This is a genomic window from Mycobacterium talmoniae, assembly GCF_001854525.1.
Taxonomy (GTDB): domain Bacteria; phylum Actinomycetota; class Actinomycetes; order Mycobacteriales; family Mycobacteriaceae; genus Mycobacterium; species Mycobacterium talmoniae.
This window is the reverse complement of sequence record NZ_MLQM01000112.1, coordinates 1-17,722: the sequence shown is the minus strand read 5'-3', so window position 1 is coordinate 17,722 and position 17,722 is coordinate 1. Positions and strand designations below refer to the sequence as shown.

The following is a 17,722-nucleotide window of genomic DNA, read 5'->3' as shown; positions in this document are numbered from 1 at the left end:
CGGCGCAGTGGCGACGCACCGCGTCGATGACGGCCGCCGGCGCGTTGCCGGCGCCCAACGCCTCCAGCACCACCCCGCGGGCACCGGCGGCCGCGCAGGCGTCTAGCGCCACCGCGTCGGCGCCGGCGTACAACGCGACAATGTCCACCCGTGGCGCCGCGCCCAGGGCACCCAGCTCGGGCCGGGTTTTCGCCCCGGTCACGGTCAGCTGGCCGTCGGCGACGCCGCCGAGACGGTCCCCGACGAACCCGGTGAGATCCTCGGTGGCCGCCTTGGACAGGCCCCACGGTTGCCACACCCGGCCGGCGAAACACACCAGCACCCCCAGGCCCGCGGCGGCCGGGCTGGCCGCCGCGGTCAGCGCGTCGGCCAGGTTGCGCGGGCCGTCGGCGTCGGGGGCGTCCGCGCCGCGTTGGGCGCCGGTGATCACCACCGGCGCCCGGCCGCAATAGCCGAGGTCCAGCCACAGCGCCGTCTCCTCCAAGGTGTCGGTGCCGTGCGTGACGACCACCCCGTCGACGCCGTCGTCCACCGCCGCCTGCACCGCCGCCGCGATCCGCTCCCAATCGGTTGGCACCAGTTGGGAGCTGTCGAGCGCCAGCACGTCCACGACCTCGACGTCGAGGCCGCCCGGAGCCAGCCCGGCGACCAGATCGGCGCCGCTGCGGGTGGGGCGTCGGACCCCGGCGTCATCGCGACTGGTGGCGATCGTTCCGCCGGTGGTGACCACGGCAAGGCGGCTCATGGGGGCCATCATCGCCCATCGGCGGTAGGGAATGATGGAGGAGTGACTGACGAACCAACCGGCTCGACCGAACCGGTGACAGCGACCGGGGCTGTCGACGAACCCGGCCCGGCGCCGCGACGACAGCTGCGCCTGCTGCTCTCGGTCGCGGCGGTGGTGTTGTCGCTCGACATCGTCACCAAGGTGCTCGCCGTCAAGCTGCTGACCCCGGGCCAGCCGGTGTCGATCATCGGCGACACGGTCACCTGGACCCTGGTGCGCAATTCCGGGGCGGCCTTCTCGATGGCCACCAGCTACACCTGGGTGTTGACGGTGATCGCCAGCGCCGTCGTGGGCGGCATTTTCTGGATGGGACGCCGGCTGGTGTCGCCGTGGTGGGCGATCGGCCTGGGCATGATCCTCGGCGGCGCGATGGGCAACCTGGTCGACCGGTTCTTCCGCTCGCCCGGGCCGCTGCGCGGGCACGTGGTGGACTTCTTGTCGATCGGCTGGTGGCCGGTGTTCAACGTCGCCGACCCGTCGGTGGTCGGCGGGGCCATCCTGCTGGTCGCGTTGTCGCTGTTCGGCTTCGACTTCGACAGCGTCGGCCGGCGCAGCCTGGACGAACAAGCCTGATGCGCGCCGGCGACGATACAGAGCGGCGCGATGGGGAGGAGCGGCGCTGATGGCTGGCGACCGGTCGATGCCCATCCCCGAGGGGCTGGCGGGCATGCGGGTGGACGCCGGGTTGGCGCGGCTGCTGGGGCTGTCGCGCACCGCCGCCGCGGCGCTGGCCGAAGACGGCGACGTCGAGCTGGACGGGGTGCGGGCCGGCAAATCGGATCGGCTGGCCGCCGGCGCCTGGCTGCAGGTGCGGCTGCCCGACGCGCCGGCGCCGCTGGAGAACACGCCGGTCGAAATCGAGGGCATGACGGTGCTGTACTCCGACGACGACCTCGTCGCGGTCGACAAACCCGCGGGGGTGGCGGCCCACGCGTCGGTGGGGTGGTCGGGGCCGACGGTGCTGGGCGGCTTGGCGGCCGCCGGCTACCGGATCACCACCTCCGGGATCCACGAGCGGCAGGGCATCGTGCACCGCCTCGACGTCGGCACCTCGGGGGTGATGGTGGTGGCGCTGTCCGATCGCGCCTACACCGCGCTCAAGCGGGCGTTCAAGCAGCGCACCGTCGACAAGCGCTATCACGCTCTGGTGCAAGGACATCCGGACCCGTCCAGCGGCACCATCGACGCCCCGATCGGCCGGCACCGCAGCCACGACTGGAAGTTCGCGGTGACCGCGCACGGCCGGCACAGCCTCACCCACTACGACACCATCGAAGCGTTCGTCGCGGCCAGCCTGCTCGACGTGCACCTGGAAACCGGACGCACCCACCAGATTCGGGTGCACTTCTCTGCGCTGCACCACCCGTGCTGCGGCGATCTGACCTACGGCGCCGACCCGAAACTGGCGAAAAAGCTGGGCCTGGAACGGCAATGGCTGCACGCTCGGTCGCTGGCCTTCACCCATCCCGGCGATGGCCGGCAGATGGAGATCACCAGCCCGTATCCGGCCGATCTGCAACACGCATTGGACGTGCTGCGGGGCTGATTGATTTTGTCGTTGACTCTGCGCTCAGGGCGACAAAGTGCGAGTAGGTCGCGCCCTCAGCGCAGAGTCAGTGCGCCGGCAGGCGCGCCTCGAACAGCACCCGGGTGGAATGCGCGACGAACGGCCCGTCGGCCTGGATGCGGTCGTGCAGCTCCCGCAGCCGCCGGCGATACCGCTCGACGGTGAAACCCGGCACGATCCAGATCACCTTGCGCAGGAAGTAGCCAACGGCGCCGACGTCGAAGAACTCCATCCGCAGCCGCTCCATCCGCACGTCCACGATGTCCAGGCCGGCGGCGCGGGCCTGCGCGGTCTCGGCGTCGGGGTGGCGGGTTCCGGGCGCCGACGGCTGGGGTCCCAGGAAGAACTCGGCCAGCTCGAGGCCCGAGAGCGGCCCGACGTGTTGCGCGAAGTAACGCCCGCCCGGGCGCAGCACGCGGGCGATCTCGGTCCACCACACCGCGTTGGGGTGCCGGCTGGTGACCAGGTCGAACGCGTCGTCGGCGAACGGCAGCGGCGGCTCGTCGCGGGTCGCGACCACCACCACGCCGCGCGGGTGCAGCAGCTCGGTGGCCCGGGCCGCGTTCGGCGGCCAGGACTCGGTGGCGGCCATGGTGGGCGGAAACGGCTGCGCGCCGGCCAGCACCTCGCCGCCGCCGGTGTGCAGGTCCACCGCGGCCGACACGCCGGCCAGCCGCTGGCGCAGCAGCCGCTGATAGCCCCACGACGGGCGCTGCTCGGTGGCGCGGCCGTCCAGCCAGGAGAAGTCCCAGCCCTCCACCGGCGCCGCGGCGGCCTCGTCCAGCAGGTCGTCGAAGCTTCGAGCCATGGTTGGCATTGTCGACGAACCGGAACGCCGAGCGTGCACCGGTGGCGGAAATCCGCGGGAAATCTCGCCGTGGACGCACGTTCGGCGCAGCCGAGCACACCGACCGCCGAGACACGGGCACCGACACGCCCGGACCGTGTCGGCCCCCGGTCATAGACTGGCGGTCCTATGGGATCTTCGTTCGTTCACCTGCATAACCACACCGAGTACTCGATGCTGGACGGCGCGGCGAAGATCACCCCGATGCTGGCCGAGGCGCAGCGGCTGGACATGCCGGCCATCGGCATGACCGACCACGGAAACATGTTCGGGGCCAGCGAGTTCTACAACGCGGCCACCAAAGCCGGGATCACGCCGATCATCGGGGTGGAGGCCTACGTCGCGCCGGGTTCCCGCTTTGATACCCGCCGCATCCAGTGGGGTGATCCCGGCCAGAAGAGCGACGACGTGTCCGGCTCCGGGGCCTACACCCACCTGACCATGGTCGCCGAGAACGCGACCGGCCTGCGCAACCTGTTCAAGCTGACCTCGCTGGCCTCCTTCGAGGGTCAGCTGGGCAAATGGGCGCGGATGGACGCGGAGCTGGTCGCCGAGCACGCCGAGGGCATCATCGCCACCACCGGCTGCCCGTCCGGGGAGGTGCAGACCCGGCTGCGGCTGGGCCACTACCGCGAGGCACTGGAAGCGGCCGCCAAGTGGCGGGAGATCTTCGGGCCCGACAACTACTTCCTGGAGCTGATGGACCACGGGCTGTCCATCGAGCAGCGGGTGCGGGACGGTTTGCTGGAGATCGCCCGCAAGCTGGACATTCCGCCGCTGGCCACCAACGACTGCCACTACGTCACACGGGAGGCCGCGCACAGCCACGAGGCGCTGCTGTGCGTGCAGACCGGCAAGACGCTGTCGGACCCCAACCGGTTCAAGTTCGACGGCGACGGCTACTACCTCAAATCCGCCGCCGAGATGCGCGCGCTGTGGGACGACCAGGTCCCCGGCGCCTGCGACTCCACCCTGCTGATCGCCGAACGGGTGTCCTCCTACGCCGACGTGTGGGCGCCGCGCGACCGGATGCCGGTGTTCCCGGTTCCCGACGGCCACGACCAGGGGTCCTGGCTGCGCCACGAGGTGCGCGCGGGTCTGGACCGCCGCTTTCCGGCGGGTGTGCCGACGGCGTACACCGAACGCGCCGAGTACGAGATCGACGTCATCTGCGGCAAGGGGTTCCCGTCCTACTTCCTGATCGTGGCGGACCTGATCAACTACGCGCGCTCGATCAACATCCGGGTGGGCCCGGGCCGGGGTTCGGCGGCCGGGTCCCTGGTGGCCTATGCCCTGGGGATCACCAACATCGACCCGATCCCGCACGGGCTGCTGTTCGAGCGCTTCCTCAACCCGGAGCGGCCGTCGGCGCCCGATATCGACATCGACTTCGACGACCGCCGCCGCGGCGAGATGGTCCGCTACGCCGCCGACAAGTGGGGCAGTGACCGGGTCGCCCAGGTGATCACCTTCGGCACCATTAAAACCAAGGCGGCGCTGAAGGATTCGGCCCGCGTGCACTACGGGCAGCCCGGGTTCGCGATCGCCGACCGGATCACCAAGGCGCTGCCGCCGCCGATCATGGCCAAGGACATTCCGCTGTCGGGCATCACCGACCCGAATCACGAGCGGTACAAGGAAGCGGCCGAAGTCCGCGGCCTGATCGACACCGATCCGGATGTGCGCACCATCTACGAGACCGCGCGCGGCCTGGAGGGCCTGGTCCGCAACGCCGGCGTACACGCCTGCGCGGTGATCATGAGCTCCGAGCCGCTCATCGACGCCATCCCGCTGTGGAAACGCCCGCAGGACGGGGCGATCATCACCGGCTGGGACTACCCGTCGTGTGAAGAAATCGGCCTGCTGAAGATGGACTTCCTCGGGCTGCGCAACCTGACGATCATCGGCGACTGCCTGGAGAACATCAAGGCCAACCGGGGCATCGACCTGGATCTGGATTCGCTGCCGTTCGACGATCCGGCCACCTATGAGCTCCTGGGCCGCGGCGACACCCTGGGGGTCTTCCAGCTTGACGGTGGCCCCATGCGGGACCTGCTGCGGCGCATGCAGCCCACCGAGTTCAACGACATCGTCGCCGTGCTGGCGCTGTATCGGCCCGGCCCGATGGGCATGAACGCCCACAACGACTACGCCGACCGCAAGAACAACCGCCAGGCCATCAAACCCATCCATCCCGAGCTCGAGGAGCCGCTGCGCGAGATCCTGTCGGAAACCTACGGCCTGATCGTCTATCAAGAGCAGATCATGTTCATCGCGCAGAAGGTCGCCTCGTACACGATGGGCAAGGCCGACGCGCTGCGCAAGGCCATGGGTAAGAAGAAGCTGGAGGTGCTGGAAGCCGAATACAAGGGCTTCTACGAGGGGATGACGGCCAACGGGTTTTCCGAACGCGCCGTCAAAGCGTTGTGGGACACCATCCTTCCGTTCGCCGGCTACGCGTTCAACAAATCGCACGCCGCCGGATACGGGCTGGTGTCGTACTGGACGGCCTACCTGAAGGCCAACTACCCGGCGGAGTACATGGCCGGGCTGCTGACGTCGGTGGGTGACGACAAGGACAAGGCCGCGGTGTATCTGGCCGACTGCCGCCGGCTCGGGATCACCGTGCTGCCGCCCGATGTCAACGAATCCGGCCTGAACTTCGCGTCGGTGGGCACCGACATCCGCTACGGGCTGGGCGCGGTACGCAACGTCGGCGCCAACGTCGTCGGCTCGCTGATCGAAACCCGCACGCAGAAGGGTAAATTCACCGACTTCTCCGATTACCTGAACAAGGTCGACATCGCGGCCTGCAATAAGAAGGTCACCGAGTCGCTGATCAAAGCCGGAGCCTTCGACTCGCTGGGGCACCCCCGCAAGGGGCTGTTCCTGGTGCACACCGATGCGGTGGACTCGGTGCTGGGCACCAAGAAGGCCGAGGCGATGGGCCAGTTCGACCTGTTCGGCGGGGCCGACGGCGACGCTGCCGGCGCCGACGCGGTGTTCACCATCAAGGTGCCCGACGAGGAGTGGGAAGACAAACACAAACTCGCCCTGGAGCGGGAGATGCTGGGGCTGTACGTATCCGGGCATCCGCTCAACGGCATCGCGCACCTGCTGGCCACCCAGGTCGACACCGCCATCCCGGCGATCCTGGACGGCGACGTCGCCAACGACACCCAGGTGCGGGTGGGGGGCATCCTGGCCTCGGTGAACCGACGGGTCAACAAGAACGGCATGCCGTGGGCCTCAGCGCAGTTGGAGGACCTCACCGGTGGCATCGAGGTGATGTTCTTCCCGCACACCTATTCGGCCTACGGCGCCGAAATCGCCGACGACGCCGTGGTACTGGTCAGCGCCAAGGTGGCGATCCGCGACGACCGGATCTCGCTGATCGCCAACGAACTGGTGGTGCCGGACTTCTCCGGCGCCCAGGCGGATCGGCCGCTGGCGGTCAGCCTGCCGACCCGGCAATGCACCCTGGACAAGGTGACCGCGCTCAAACAGGTGCTGGCCCGGCATCCGGGCACCTCCCAGGTGCACCTGCGCTTGATCAGCGGCGATCGGGTGACCGTGCTGGAGCTGGACTCCTCGCTGCGGGTCACCCCGTCCTCGGCGCTGATGGGTGACCTGAAGGCCCTGCTGGGGCCGGGCTGCCTGGGCGGCTAGCCGGGCCCAGGCCGGGACGCGACCGTCGGTTAAGTGCCCTGGGGCGGTGCCGCCGGCGTCTCCGCCGACGCCGCCGCCGACGTGGTGGTGGTGGCCGCGCCCGGCGGGGCGGGTGCGGCCGGCGCCTGCGCGGGATCCAGCACCCCGTCGATGATGTAGATCCGCGCATCGCTGGCCTGGATGCCGCCGCAGACCACCTTGGCGGTGTCGTTCACCACGATGTCGCCGCCCTTACCGGTCACCTTGATCGGCGCGCCGTCCTGGGTGGGCCGCGTCCCGTGCACGTTGTCGGGGCCCAGCAGGCCCAGGAACACGTGGTAGTACCCGAACTTGGTCAGCGCCTCCACGCTGGACGCCTTGAGCGCGTCGAACTGGCCGGGCGCCATGGCGGCGAACGCCGCGTTCGAGGGGGCGAACACCACGTACGGGCCGTTTTCGATCACCGGGACGATGTTGGCGTTGGGGTTGACCCCGCCCGCGATCAGCGAGTTGAACGTCGAGATGTCGGGGATGCTGGCCAGCGCGGTGCCCACCGGGTGGTTGTTGAGGTCCTTCCAGTTCGGCACCGCCGACTTGAAGGCGTCACAGCCCGGCCCCTGCGGGTCGGGGATCTGCGCGACGGGGGTGGGCTCCGGGTCCGCGGACGCGTTGATGGCGAGCGGCAGCGACGCCGCGACCGCGGCGACCGCGGCCGCCCCCAATGCCTTGCTGGCGCGAGTCTTCAATGTCGGCTCCTTCGTCAGGTTGAATCGCATGTTAAGGGCAGCGATCACCCCACGGCAAAGGCACACCGCGCCGCCGACGCGGCTATCGGGGTGCTGACCTGCACTTTTGCCGGTTCGCGGGCGGTTGCACGGGTCAGCACGTTGGCGGGCCGGCGGGCCCTTGCAGCTCCACCCGGACGATGACGCTGTCGGGCCAGACCGTGCGGGTGCGGGCCCGCCGCAGCTTGTCGCGAACGGACAGGTTTTGGTGCACGTTGGTCACGCCCGGGATCTTGATCAGCGGCACGGTGTTCCACTGCCAGCCGTACCGGTCGTGCAGGATCCGGTTGGCGCGCTGGGCCGCGGCTCCCGACAGCACGCTGGCCCGACCCGGATAGCGTTTCGCGCCGGCGCGGACCCGGCCCCGGTAGTCGCAGGCGGTCAGCTGCACCTCGGGTCGCCGCGCCAGGCGCCGCGTCTTGGGGCCCACCTTGGTGCGGAAAACCACCGCGTTGCCGTCCAGCGCGAACCAGACCGGGGTGTCCACCGGGGTGCCGTCGCCACGGAAGGAGCGCAGCAGGGCGTAGCGGGCGTCGGGCAGCGTGTCGAGTCGGCGCATTGCCCCAGGAAACGACTTAGAGTTGACTCTAAGTCAAGTCTTGATCGGGGGAGCGGATGCTGACCATCGGCGAGGTCGCCCACCGCACCGGGGTCGCGGCGACCACGTTGCGCTACTACGAGCAGATCGGCCTGGTCCCGCCGCCGGCCCGGGTGGGTGGTCAGCGCCGCTACGACGACGCGGTCCTGACCCGACTCGAGGTGATCGGGCTGTGCAAGACCGCCGGGTTCGCGCTGCACGAGATCCAGCTGCTGTTCGCCGACGACGTGCCCGGCCGACCCGCCAGCCGCGCACTCGCGCAGGCCAAACTCGCCGAGATCGACGCCCAGATGCGGTCACTGGCCCGGGCCAGGGCGGTCATCGAGTGGGGCATGCGCTGCACCTGCCCGTCGATCGACGACTGCACCTGCGGCATTCACACCGCAGTCCCCGGGCGTTCGTAGACCACCCCGGCCTTCATCACGAAGTCGACCCGGCCGGTGACCTCGATATCGGTGAACGGGTCGCCGGGCATGGCGATCAGGTCGGCGAGCTTGCCTTCGGCGATCACGCCGACGTCGGGCAGCTGCAGCAGGTCGGCGGCCGTGCTGGTGGCGGCTTGCAGGGCGCGCAGCGGGGTGATGCCGGTGGACACCATCATGCCGAACTCCCGCCAGTTTTCGTGATGCGGGAACATGCCGGCGTCGGTGCCGAACGCGATCCGCACCTCGCTGGCGGCCAGCCGGTCGGCGGCGTCCAACAGCCCGGCGCGATATTTGTCCACCTTGCGGCGCACATAGTCCGGGGCCGCCGCCCACAGCGGATCCTCTGGGGTGCGCCGGGCACCGGACAGGATCGCGTACTGGGTCGGCACCAGGAACACGTCGGCGTCTTCCATCATGCGCAGCGTCTCGGCCGAGGCGAGGTTGCCGTGCTCGATGCTGCGCACCCCGGCCCGCACCGCGCGTTGGATACCTTCGTCGCCGTAGCTATGCGGGGTGGCCGGGACCCCGAGGTCGGCCGCCGTGGCGACCAGCGCGTCCATCTCTTCCTGGCTGTAGGTGGCCCGCCCGGGATCGTCGGAGGGTGAGGCGAAGCCCCCGGTGGCGGCGAACTTGATCCAGTCGGCGCCGGCGCGGATCTCCTGACGCACCCGGGTGCGGATCTCGTCGCAGCCATCGGCCGCCGCCAGCTCCAGGGGCCGGGACGGGCCCTGATACTGGCCGGCGAGGAATCCGCTGAAGTCGCCGTGGCCGCCGCGCGCGGAAATCATGTGCGGCGCAACCAATATCCGCGGACCCTCGACCAGGCCCGCCGCCACCGCGTCGCGCAGATCGATCGTCGGATAGTCCAGGTCCCCGCAGCCCAGGTCGCGGATGGTGGTGAACCCGTTGCGCAGCAGGGCCCGCAGCACCGGCAGCGCCTTCAGGGCCTTGGCGGTACTGGAGTCGCCGGCCAGCGCCGCGCTGACCGGCGGGATCACCGCGATGTGGGTGTGGCAGTCGATGAATCCGGGTGTCAGCGTGTGCCCGGACAGGTCGATGGACTCGGCGCCCGCGGGTGCCTCGATGGTGTCGGCGACCCGTTGAATGCGGCCGTCGACGACCAGCACCTGCCGGGGGCGGGCCCGGTCCGCGAGCCCGTCCCAGACGTCGGCGCCCGTGATCAGAATCGTTGCCATCGTCGTCGCCCTTCCGGCCTCGAGATCCACGGTAACGCGGAAAACGTCGAGTGCCGATCACGTTGGCGTCGATCTCGGCGCGCGTCAGAACGTGTAACGCAGGATCCGCGCCTTGCGGGCCGACGCCGCGAACCGGCCGGACAGCCTGGTGGCCACCCGAACCCAGCCCGGGAACAGCTCCACCTCGGGGGCGTGCGCCAGGCTGGCCTCCTCGACCAGCGACAGCCGCGGATTCCAGGTCTGCGGATGGTGGGCGTCCTTGAACCCGGGATAACCCCACTGGCTGCCGACCGCGCTGAACATCTTCTGCGGGGCCAGCTTGACCGCGACCCGGCTGAACCAGCCGATGCGGCCGTAGTCGTTGAACGCCAGCTCCCCGGAACCGAAATGGTCGGTGATGTGGCGGAACAACCCGGCGATCACCGTTTCGGGTAAGAACGCGAACAGCCCGTCGGCGATCACCATGGTGGGCCGGTCGGCCGGAATGGCGTCCGTCCAGTCCGTGGCGGCCACCGACGCCGCCACCGAGTGCGCCCGCGCGGTGGCGGGCACCACCTGGTAGCGCAGCGCAATCACGTGCGGGAGGTCGACGCTGTACCAGTCGACGGTGGCCGGTGGGTTGACCCGCTGCATGCCGGTGTCCAGGCCCGCACCCAGGTCCACCACGACGGCGTCGGGATGTTGGCGGATGAAAGCGCGCACCCGGTCGTCGAGCATCTTGGCGCGCAACGCCGACTGGCACACCACACTGGACGGCACGCCCAGTCCGGCGAAGTCGTAGTCGATCTGCGCGACGATCTCGTCGGCCAGCGGGTCACCGAGGATTGGCCGCGGCCAGCGGCTGTCCAGCGCGCGGGCGTACTCGGTCAAAAACGCGGTTTGTTCGACGGGGGTGAAGTCGGTGACGGCGATGGGCATGTCGGCGAAGGTACTCGACGCGGTGCGCTGCCAAAGCGGACTGAACAGACCACCGCAATCGTTCACCGCGGCGGCGGTGGCGCAGCTACCGTCGCAGGCATGGAGTTGCATGAGGCGACCACCGTCGAGGTGGTGGCCGATGGTCCGCGCGGCGCGATCACGCTGAACCGGCCGGACAAGCTCAACCCGCTGAGCACACAGACACTCCAGGAGCTGGTCACCGCGGCCCGCTGGTTCGACGCCCGACCCGAGGTGAAGGTCGTGGTCATCGCCGGCAACGGTCGGGCGTTTTCGGCCGGCGCGGATCTGGCCGCGTTCGTCGGCCCCGCCGCCGACGCCGCCGCCCTGCGGGAGGCGGCCGATGCGGGCCGACGCATGGCCGACGCCATCGAGGCCATGCGGGCGGTGACCATCGCGCGACTGCACGGCCACTGCGTCGGCGGCGGACTGGTGCTGGCGGCGGCCTGCGATCTGCGGGTAGCCGCCGACACCACCCGGTTCGCCATCCCCGAGGTCGACCTCGGCATCCCGCTGGCCTGGGGCGGCATCCCGCGGTTGGTGCGCGAGATCGGTCCGGCGCTCACCAAGGAATTGGTGATGACCTGCCGTCCGTTCGGGGCCGAGGAAGCCAGGGCGGCCGGGTTCATCAACCGGGTGGTGGCCGCCGCCGACCTCGACGACACGGTGGAGCGGCTGGTGGCGCAGCTGATCACCAAGTCCGCGTTGACGTTGTCGGTGACTAAACGCCACACCAACGCGGTGACCGACGGTATGGTCGCGCCGGCGCGCAGTTGGAGCGACGCCGACGGTCTGGTCACCGCCGTGCACGACCCCGAGTCACGCGACGCCGCCACCGCGTATCTGCAGCGCGTCCGCCGCCGCTGAGCCATCGCGAGAGGAGAACCGAGATGACCACACCCGAACGGCCGGCCACCCTGTGCGAGGCGTTTCAGCGCACCGCCGCGATCGACCCGGACGCCGTGGCGGTGCGGACGGTGGGCGACACCCAGACCTTGACCTGGCGGGAGTATGCGGCGCAGGTGCGTCGGGTCGCGGCCGGGCTGGCGGGCCTGGGGGTCACCCGCGGTGACACGGTGTCGCTGATGATGGCCAACCGGGTCGAGTTCTATCCGCTGGAGGTGGGTGCGCAACACGTCGGGGCCACCTCGTTCTCGGTGTACAACACCCTGCCCGCCGAGCAGCTGCACTACTTGTTCACCAACGCCGGCACCCGGGTGGTGATCTGCGAGGAGCAATACGTCGACCGGATCCGCGCCAGCGGCGCGGCCATCGAACACATCGTGTGCATCGACGGCGCGCCGGCCGGTGCGCTTTCGGTGGACGACCTGATCGCCGCGGGCGCACGCGATTTCGATTTCGACGCCACCTGGCGGGCGGTGCAGCCCGACGACATCATCACGCTGATCTACACGTCGGGCACCACCGGAAACCCCAAGGGCGTCGAGATGACGCACACCAACCTGCTTTTCGAAGCCAATGCGCTGAACGCGGTGCTGGGCGTCCAGTTCGGGGACCGCATCACCTCCTACCTGCCGTCGGCGCACATCGCCGACCGGGCGATGGCGCTGTACAACCAGGAGGTCTTCGGGGTGCAGGTCACCGTGGTTCCCGACGTGCGGGCGATCGCCGCGGCGCTGCCCGACGTGCGGCCCACCATCTGGGGGGCGGTGCCGCGGGTCTGGGAGAAGCTCAAGGCGGCAATCGAATTCGCGGCCGACAACGAGCCCGACGAGGACCGCCGGCTGGCGTTGCAGTGGGCGCTGGCGATCGGCGCGAAACGGTCCGCGGCGCTGATCGCCGGTCAATCGGTACCCGACGATGTCGCCGCGGAATGGGTCACCGCCGACGAGCTGGTGTTGTCGAAACTGCGGGCCAAGCTGGGGTTGGACGAGCTGCGCTGGGCGGTGTCCGGGGCGGCGCCGATCCCCAAGGAAACCCTGGGCTTTTTCGCCGGCATCGGCATCCCGATCTGCGAGGTGTGGGGAATGTCGGAGCTGAGTTGTGTGGCCTCCACCACCCATCCCCGCGACGCGCGGCTGGGCACCGTCGGCAAATTGCTGCCGGGCCTCCAGGCCCGGATCGCCGAGGACGGCGAGTTCCTGGTGCGCGGACCGCTGGTCATGCGGGGCTACCGCAAGGACCCGGGCAAGACCGCCGAGGCCATCGACGCCGACGGGTGGCTGCACACCGGCGACATCCTGGAGCAAGACGGCGACGGCTACCTGCGGGTGGTCGACCGCAAGAAGGAGTTGATCATCAACGCCGCCGGTAAGAACATGTCGCCGGCCAATATCGAAAACGCCATCCTGGCTGCCTGCCCGCTGATCGGGGCGATGGTCACCATCGGCGACTCCCGCCCGTACAACACGGCGCTGATGGTGTTTGACGCGGACTCGGTCGGCCCCTACGCCGCCCGGCACGGACTCTCGGATGCCTCGCCGGCGGCGCTGGCCGCCGACCCGGGCGTGATCGCGCAGATCGCCGCCGGGGTGGCCGACGGCAACGCCAAGCTGTCGCGGGTGGAGCAGGTCAAACGCTTCCGGGTGCTGCCGACCCTGTGGGAGCCGGGCGGCGACGAGGTGACCCTGACGATGAAGCTCAAACGCCGACCGATTTCGGCCAAGTACGCCACCGAGATCGAGGAACTCTACGCAGCCGAACCGGGCCCGCAGGTACACGAGCCCACCCCCTCGGTGTGAAGGGAAAAGCAACGACACCAACGGTTTTCACCTTCGGTCACGGCACCGCCGACGCCGCCCAGATCGCATCGCTGCTGCACGGCGCCGGCGTCGAGCAGCTGGTGGACGTGCGCACGGCCCCGGGCAGCCGGCGCAATCCGGACTCCGCCCGCGAAGCCATGGCGCGCTGGCTGCCCGAGGCCGGGATCGGCTACCGGTGGGAACCCCGCCTGGGGGGCTGGCGCCGCGTGCAGGCCGACAGCCCGGACGTCGGGTTGCGCAACGATTCGTTTCGCGCCTACGCCGGGTACATGCGCAGCCCGGAGTTCCGGGCCGGCATCGATGACCTGCTGCAGGCCGCGGCCGAGCAGCAGGTCGCGGTGATGTGCGCCGAGACGGTGTGGTGGCGCTGCCATCGCAAACTGATCGCCGACTACCTCACCCGGGTGCGCGACGTCGAGGTGCGCCACCTCATGCACGACGGGAAACTGCGTCCCCATCGACCGACCGCCGAGGCGCGGGTCGACGGTGATGTGTTGGTGTACGACGAGTTACCGTCGGCCACCTGATGCCGTGCCGGGGTCGGCGGGTGCTACTGTTCGGGCGCCCACTCGGGCTGGCTGGATCTATCGCTCAAGGAGATGCCCGATGTCGCTGCGTGCCCCCATTGTCATCGGCCTGGCGGTGATCGCCACGCTGACGTTCGCTGGGTGCTCCGGTAAGGCGGCGTCGTCGGCGATCCGTCACCTCCACCCGAGCGCAACGTCGGAGTCCGAGACGATGGACGCCGACTACATCGGCGCCGGGTTCACTGCGATCGACACCAAGGTCGGTGCGCCGCACTACGGCGTTATTCAGGTGTCGATCAACCCGTCGTCGCTGATCATGCAGGTGGTGGACCCCAACCAGCCGGCGAATGTCGACGAGTACGTGTACCGCCGCGGCACGGCGACCGTCGATAACCCGGCCCCGGTGGATCTGACCGGCAGCGACCCGGGCGCGCTGGAACAGAACACCTTCCAGCGCACCGACCTGGACCCGCAGGTCATTGCCAAGGTCATCGGCTCGGCGCCCGAACAGTCCGGGATCGATCAGGCGGCGGCAACCGCGGTGATCATCACCTATCCGCTGGTGGCGCGGCCGGACGACCAGCCCTACATCCAGGTAGACGTGAAGGGGCCGCGCGGCCACGCCAACCCGCGATACAACCTGCAGGGCGACAAACTCGACCAGTAGCTACCCTGGTCGGTATGCCACTTTCCGGAGAATATGCGCCCAGCGCGTTGGATTGGTCCCGCGAACAAGCCGAGAAGTACATGGCGTCCGGCGGCACCGAGGGCACCGACATGCGGGGCATGCCGGTCATCTTGTTGACCACCGTGGGCGCCAAGACCGGCAAACTGCGCAAGACCCCACTGATGCGGGTCGAGCACGACGGGCAGTACGCGATCGTCGCCTCGCTGGGTGGCGCCCCCAAACACCCGGTGTGGTACTACAACGTCAAGAAGAACCCGCGCGTCGAGCTACAGGACGGCACCGTCAGCGGCGACTACGACGCCCGCGAGGTCTTCGGTGACGAGAAGGCGGTGTGGTGGGAGCGCGCCGTCGCCGCCTACCCGGACTACGCCGACTACCAGACCAAGACCGATCGCCAGATTCCGGTGTTTGTGTTGACCCCTGTGCACTGAACTGCCAGGTGGATGGCACCATAAACCGGTGTCCGCCGAACCTCGTGAGACCCCGAACGGTGCGCCGCTGTCCGCGGCCGACATTGACGCGGCGGCCAAGCGGATCGCCGGGGTGGTCACGCCCACCCCGCTGCAGCTAAGCGATCGGCTCTCGGCGGCCACCGGCGCCACGGTCTATCTCAAACGGGAAGACCTGCAGTCCGTGCGGTCCTACAAGCTGCGCGGCGCCTACAACCTGCTGGTGCAGCTTTCCCCGGACGAGGTCGCCGCCGGGGTGGTGTGCTCCTCGGCGGGCAACCACGCGCAGGGCTTCGCCTACGCGTGCCGCGCGTTGGGCATCCACGGCCGGGTGTATGTGCCGGCCAAAACGCCCAAGCAGAAGCGGGACCGGATCCGCTACCACGGCGGGGAGTTCATCGAGCTGATCGTCGGCGGAGCCACCTACGACCTGGCGGCCGCGGCGGCCCTGGACGACGTCGCGCGCACCGGGGCCACCCTGGTGCCGCCCTACGACGACCTGCGCACCATGGCCGGGCAGGGCACCGTCGCCGTCGAACTGCTCGCCCAGCTCGACGAGGAACCCGACCTGGTGGTGGTCCCGGTCGGCGGTGGCGGGTGCATCGCCGGGATCACCACGTATCTGGCCGAGCGCACCGAGAACACCGCGGTGCTGGGCATCGAACCGGCCGGCGCCGCCGCGATGAACGCCGCGCTGGCCGCGGGCGAGCCGGTGACGCTGGACCACGTCGACCAGTTCGTCGACGGTGCGGCGGTGGCGCGGGCCGGCACGCTGACCTACGCCGCGCTGGCCGCGGCCGGCGACATGGTGTCGGTCACCACCGTCGACGAGGGCGCGGTGTGCACCGCGATGCTCGACCTGTACCAGAACGAGGGCATCATCGCCGAGCCGGCCGGGGCGCTGTCGGTGGCCGGGCTGCTGGAATCCGACGTCGAGCCCGGATCCACCGTGGTGTGTTTGATCTCCGGGGGCAACAATGACGTCTCCCGCTACGGGGAGGTGCTGGAACGCTCCCTGGTGCACCTGGGGCTCAAGCACTACTTCCTGGTCGACTTCCCGCAGGAGCCCGGCGCGCTGCGGCGTTTCCTGGACGAGGTGCTCGGCCCCAACGACGACATCACGCTGTTCGAGTACGTCAAGCGCAACAACCGGGAGACCGGGGAGGCGCTGGTGGGCGTGCAGTTGGGGTCGGCCGCCGACCTCGACGGGCTGCTGGCGCGGATGGACACGTCCGGGGTGCATGTCGAACGGCTGGAGCCGGGCTCCCCGGCCTACCGGTATCTGCTGTAACGGCGCGGCTTTTGGCGTTGACTCTGCGCTGACCAGACACCCCACTCGCACTTCTGCCTGGTGGACGCAGAGTCAACTTGGCTGGGAGAGTGGTGACGTGGTGCGTGAGGCGTTTGGTGCGGAATTCGTCGGCGCCGAAGGCTTCCTGGACACCCCGACCTTCGGGTTACCGCCGCGGGTTGTCGCCTCCGCGTTGCGCGACCACCTGGACACCTGGGAGCGGGGACGGCTGACGGTGAGCGCGTTCGCGCAGCCGATGGCCGCCAGCCGCTCCGCCTATGCAGCGCTGATCGGGGTCGATGCGCGCCGGGTGGCGATGAGCAGCAGCGTCTCGTCGGCCCTCGGGGTGGTCGCGGCCTCGATACCGGACGGTAGCCGGGTGGCGACGCTGGCCGGCGAGTTCACCAGCGTCACCTTTCCGTTCGCGGCGCAAGCCGGTCGCGGCGTCACCGTCACCGAGCTGCCGCGCGGCAGATTCGAGGACGCCGCCGGCGACTTCGACGTGGCGGCCGCCAGCCTGGTTCAGTCCGCCGACGGCGCGGTGCTCGACGTCGCGGCGTTGCGGCGTTGCGTCGCGGACTCCGGTACCACCACGGTGATCGATGCGACGCAGGCGTTGGGCTGGCAGAACGTCGAGTTGTCCTGGGCCGACGTCGCGGTCGCGGCCGGCTACAAGTGGCTGTTGGGGCCGCGCGGGGTGGCCTGGATGGCGTTGAGCGAGCGAATATCTGACGTGTTGGTGCCGCACGCCGCGAATCCTTTTGCCAGCGAGGACATGTGGTCGTCGCTGTATGGTTTGCCGATGCGGCTGGCCGGTGATGCCCGCCGATTCGATGCGTCGCCGGTGTGGTTCGCCGTGTTGGGTGCCGGGCTGTCGCTGCCGTGGATCGCGGCGCTGGATCGGGCTGCGGTCGAGGCGCACACGATCGGGTTGGCGAATCGGTTGCGCGCCGAACTGGACTTGCCCACCGTAGAGTCGGCGATCGTGTCGATTCCCACCGCCCGCACGCCCGAGGAGCTGGAGCGGGCCGGGATCCGGGCGTCGGTGCGGGCCGGGGCCCTGCGCGTCGGGTTTCACCTCTACAACACCGAAGACGACCTTGACCGACTGCTCGACGCGCTCTAACCGCAATGCCGCGCAGTTAAGGTTTGCGGCTTGTTGTCAACCGTCGAGGATTTCGATGGTGATGGTGGTTGTGTAGTTGGTGCGGTCGATGGTGCCTTTGGCGCAGTGTTTGGAGATGGCGCGTTCGAC

General features: G+C 69.6%; 17 protein-coding genes. 11 read left to right on the top strand and 6 right to left on the bottom strand.

Annotated features, from left to right (window positions below):
- On the bottom strand, positions 1-745 hold a 745-nt coding region (locus BKN37_RS18260), incomplete at its 3' end, for an asparaginase (protein ID WP_071028398.1).
- Between the two features lie 42 nt (positions 746-787).
- Between BKN37_RS18260 and lspA the strand changes: the two genes are divergently transcribed.
- A complete protein-coding gene (gene lspA / locus BKN37_RS18255) occupies positions 788-1,360 on the top strand; it encodes a signal peptidase II (protein ID WP_071028397.1) in 573 nt (190 codons plus the stop codon).
- Positions 1,361-1,409: 49 nt separating this feature from the next.
- The gene (locus BKN37_RS18250; protein WP_071028396.1) at positions 1,410-2,333 is read left to right on the top strand and encodes an RluA family pseudouridine synthase; all 924 of its coding nucleotides are present in this window, start codon (positions 1,410-1,412) and stop codon (positions 2,331-2,333) included.
- A 67-nt stretch (positions 2,334-2,400) separates the two neighbouring features.
- On the opposite strand, the gene BKN37_RS18245 is transcribed toward BKN37_RS18250, so the two are convergent.
- Complete coding sequence (locus tag BKN37_RS18245) at positions 2,401-3,162, bottom strand: methyltransferase domain-containing protein (RefSeq protein ID WP_071028395.1); 762 nt, start codon at positions 3,160-3,162, stop codon at positions 2,401-2,403.
- A 168-nt stretch (positions 3,163-3,330) separates the two neighbouring features.
- Between BKN37_RS18245 and dnaE the strand changes: the two genes are divergently transcribed.
- A complete protein-coding gene (gene dnaE / locus BKN37_RS18240) occupies positions 3,331-6,870 on the top strand; it encodes a DNA polymerase III subunit alpha (RefSeq protein ID WP_071028394.1) in 3,540 nt (1,179 codons plus the stop codon).
- Positions 6,871-6,899: 29 nt separating this feature from the next.
- Here dnaE and BKN37_RS18235 read toward each other — a convergent pair whose 3' ends face one another.
- Positions 6,900-7,595 carry a fasciclin domain-containing protein gene (locus tag BKN37_RS18235; RefSeq protein ID WP_242657288.1) on the bottom strand — a complete coding sequence of 232 codons (696 nt, stop codon included), beginning with the start codon at positions 7,593-7,595 and terminating at the stop codon, positions 6,900-6,902.
- Positions 7,596-7,728: 133 nt separating this feature from the next.
- Complete coding sequence (locus BKN37_RS18230; RefSeq protein WP_071028392.1) at positions 7,729-8,193, bottom strand: PPOX class F420-dependent oxidoreductase; 465 nt, start codon at positions 8,191-8,193, stop codon at positions 7,729-7,731.
- Between the two features lie 56 nt (positions 8,194-8,249).
- Here BKN37_RS18230 and BKN37_RS18225 point away from each other — a divergent pair, with 56 nt between their 5' ends.
- Entirely contained in the window at positions 8,250-8,636 is a 387-nt protein-coding gene (locus BKN37_RS18225; protein ID WP_071028391.1) for a helix-turn-helix domain-containing protein, read from the top strand.
- Here BKN37_RS18225 and BKN37_RS18220 read toward each other — a convergent pair.
- Together BKN37_RS18220 and BKN37_RS18215 are read right to left on the bottom strand one after the other, a co-directional pair.
- On the bottom strand, positions 8,609-9,853 hold the full coding sequence (locus BKN37_RS18220; RefSeq protein WP_071028390.1) for a metal-dependent hydrolase family protein: 1,245 nt from the start codon (positions 9,851-9,853) through the stop codon (positions 8,609-8,611). The genes BKN37_RS18225 and BKN37_RS18220 overlap by 28 nt on opposite strands.
- 84 nt (positions 9,854-9,937) lie before the next feature.
- Complete coding sequence (locus BKN37_RS18215) at positions 9,938-10,771, bottom strand: class I SAM-dependent methyltransferase (RefSeq protein WP_071028399.1); 834 nt, start codon at positions 10,769-10,771, stop codon at positions 9,938-9,940.
- A gap of 99 nt (positions 10,772-10,870) precedes the next feature.
- Between BKN37_RS18215 and BKN37_RS18210 the strand changes: the two genes are divergently transcribed.
- The 7 genes from BKN37_RS18210 to BKN37_RS18180 all read left to right on the top strand — a co-directional run bounded on the left by BKN37_RS18210 (position 10,871) and on the right by BKN37_RS18180 (position 17,593).
- A complete protein-coding gene (locus BKN37_RS18210; RefSeq protein WP_071028389.1) occupies positions 10,871-11,656 on the top strand; it encodes an enoyl-CoA hydratase/isomerase family protein in 786 nt (261 codons plus the stop codon).
- 23 nt (positions 11,657-11,679) lie between these two features.
- The gene (fadD11, locus tag BKN37_RS18205; RefSeq protein ID WP_071028388.1) at positions 11,680-13,491 is read left to right on the top strand and encodes a fatty acid--CoA ligase FadD11; all 1,812 of its coding nucleotides are present in this window, start codon (positions 11,680-11,682) and stop codon (positions 13,489-13,491) included.
- Entirely contained in the window at positions 13,488-14,039 is a 552-nt protein-coding gene (locus BKN37_RS18200) for a DUF488 domain-containing protein (RefSeq protein ID WP_071028387.1), read from the top strand. The genes fadD11 and BKN37_RS18200 overlap by 4 nt, the downstream gene beginning before the upstream one ends.
- Positions 14,040-14,118: 79 nt before the next feature.
- Positions 14,119-14,706: a hypothetical protein gene (locus BKN37_RS18195; protein WP_071028386.1), complete on the top strand. Its 588-nt coding sequence runs from the start codon at positions 14,119-14,121 to the stop codon at positions 14,704-14,706.
- Positions 14,707-14,720: 14 nt separating this feature from the next.
- The gene (locus tag BKN37_RS18190) at positions 14,721-15,158 is read left to right on the top strand and encodes a nitroreductase family deazaflavin-dependent oxidoreductase (protein WP_071028385.1); all 438 of its coding nucleotides are present in this window, start codon (positions 14,721-14,723) and stop codon (positions 15,156-15,158) included.
- Between the two features lie 28 nt (positions 15,159-15,186).
- Positions 15,187-16,467, top strand: coding sequence for a threonine ammonia-lyase (gene ilvA, locus BKN37_RS18185; RefSeq protein WP_071028384.1), 1,281 nt, complete (start codon positions 15,187-15,189; stop codon positions 16,465-16,467).
- A 97-nt stretch (positions 16,468-16,564) separates the two neighbouring features.
- Positions 16,565-17,593 carry an aminotransferase class V-fold PLP-dependent enzyme gene (locus BKN37_RS18180; protein ID WP_071028383.1) on the top strand — a complete coding sequence of 343 codons (1,029 nt, stop codon included), beginning with the start codon at positions 16,565-16,567 and terminating at the stop codon, positions 17,591-17,593.
- Positions 17,594-17,722 lie beyond the last annotated feature (129 nt).

What these genes read in the sequence shown, in the direction of transcription:
- fadD11 (WP_071028388.1), top strand. Translation starts at nt 11,680, where the DNA reads ATGACCACACCCGAACGGCCGGCCACCCTGTGCGAGGCGTTTCAGCGC.
- BKN37_RS18225 (WP_071028391.1), top strand. Translation starts at nt 8,250, where the DNA reads ATGCTGACCATCGGCGAGGTCGCCCACCGCACCGGGGTCGCGGCGACC.
- BKN37_RS18230 (WP_071028392.1), bottom strand. Translation starts at nt 8,193, where the DNA reads ATGCGCCGACTCGACACGCTGCCCGACGCCCGCTACGCCCTGCTGCGC.
- BKN37_RS18220 (WP_071028390.1), bottom strand. Translation starts at nt 9,853, where the DNA reads ATGGCAACGATTCTGATCACGGGCGCCGACGTCTGGGACGGGCTCGCG.
- dnaE (WP_071028394.1), top strand. Translation starts at nt 3,331, where the DNA reads ATGGGATCTTCGTTCGTTCACCTGCATAACCACACCGAGTACTCGATG.
- BKN37_RS18245 (WP_071028395.1), bottom strand. Translation starts at nt 3,162, where the DNA reads ATGGCTCGAAGCTTCGACGACCTGCTGGACGAGGCCGCCGCGGCGCCG.
- BKN37_RS18195 (WP_071028386.1), top strand. Translation starts at nt 14,119, where the DNA reads ATGTCGCTGCGTGCCCCCATTGTCATCGGCCTGGCGGTGATCGCCACG.
- BKN37_RS18215 (WP_071028399.1), bottom strand. Translation starts at nt 10,771, where the DNA reads ATGCCCATCGCCGTCACCGACTTCACCCCCGTCGAACAAACCGCGTTT.
- BKN37_RS18190 (WP_071028385.1), top strand. Translation starts at nt 14,721, where the DNA reads ATGCCACTTTCCGGAGAATATGCGCCCAGCGCGTTGGATTGGTCCCGC.
- BKN37_RS18250 (WP_071028396.1), top strand. Translation starts at nt 1,410, where the DNA reads ATGGCTGGCGACCGGTCGATGCCCATCCCCGAGGGGCTGGCGGGCATG.
- BKN37_RS18210 (WP_071028389.1), top strand. Translation starts at nt 10,871, where the DNA reads ATGGAGTTGCATGAGGCGACCACCGTCGAGGTGGTGGCCGATGGTCCG.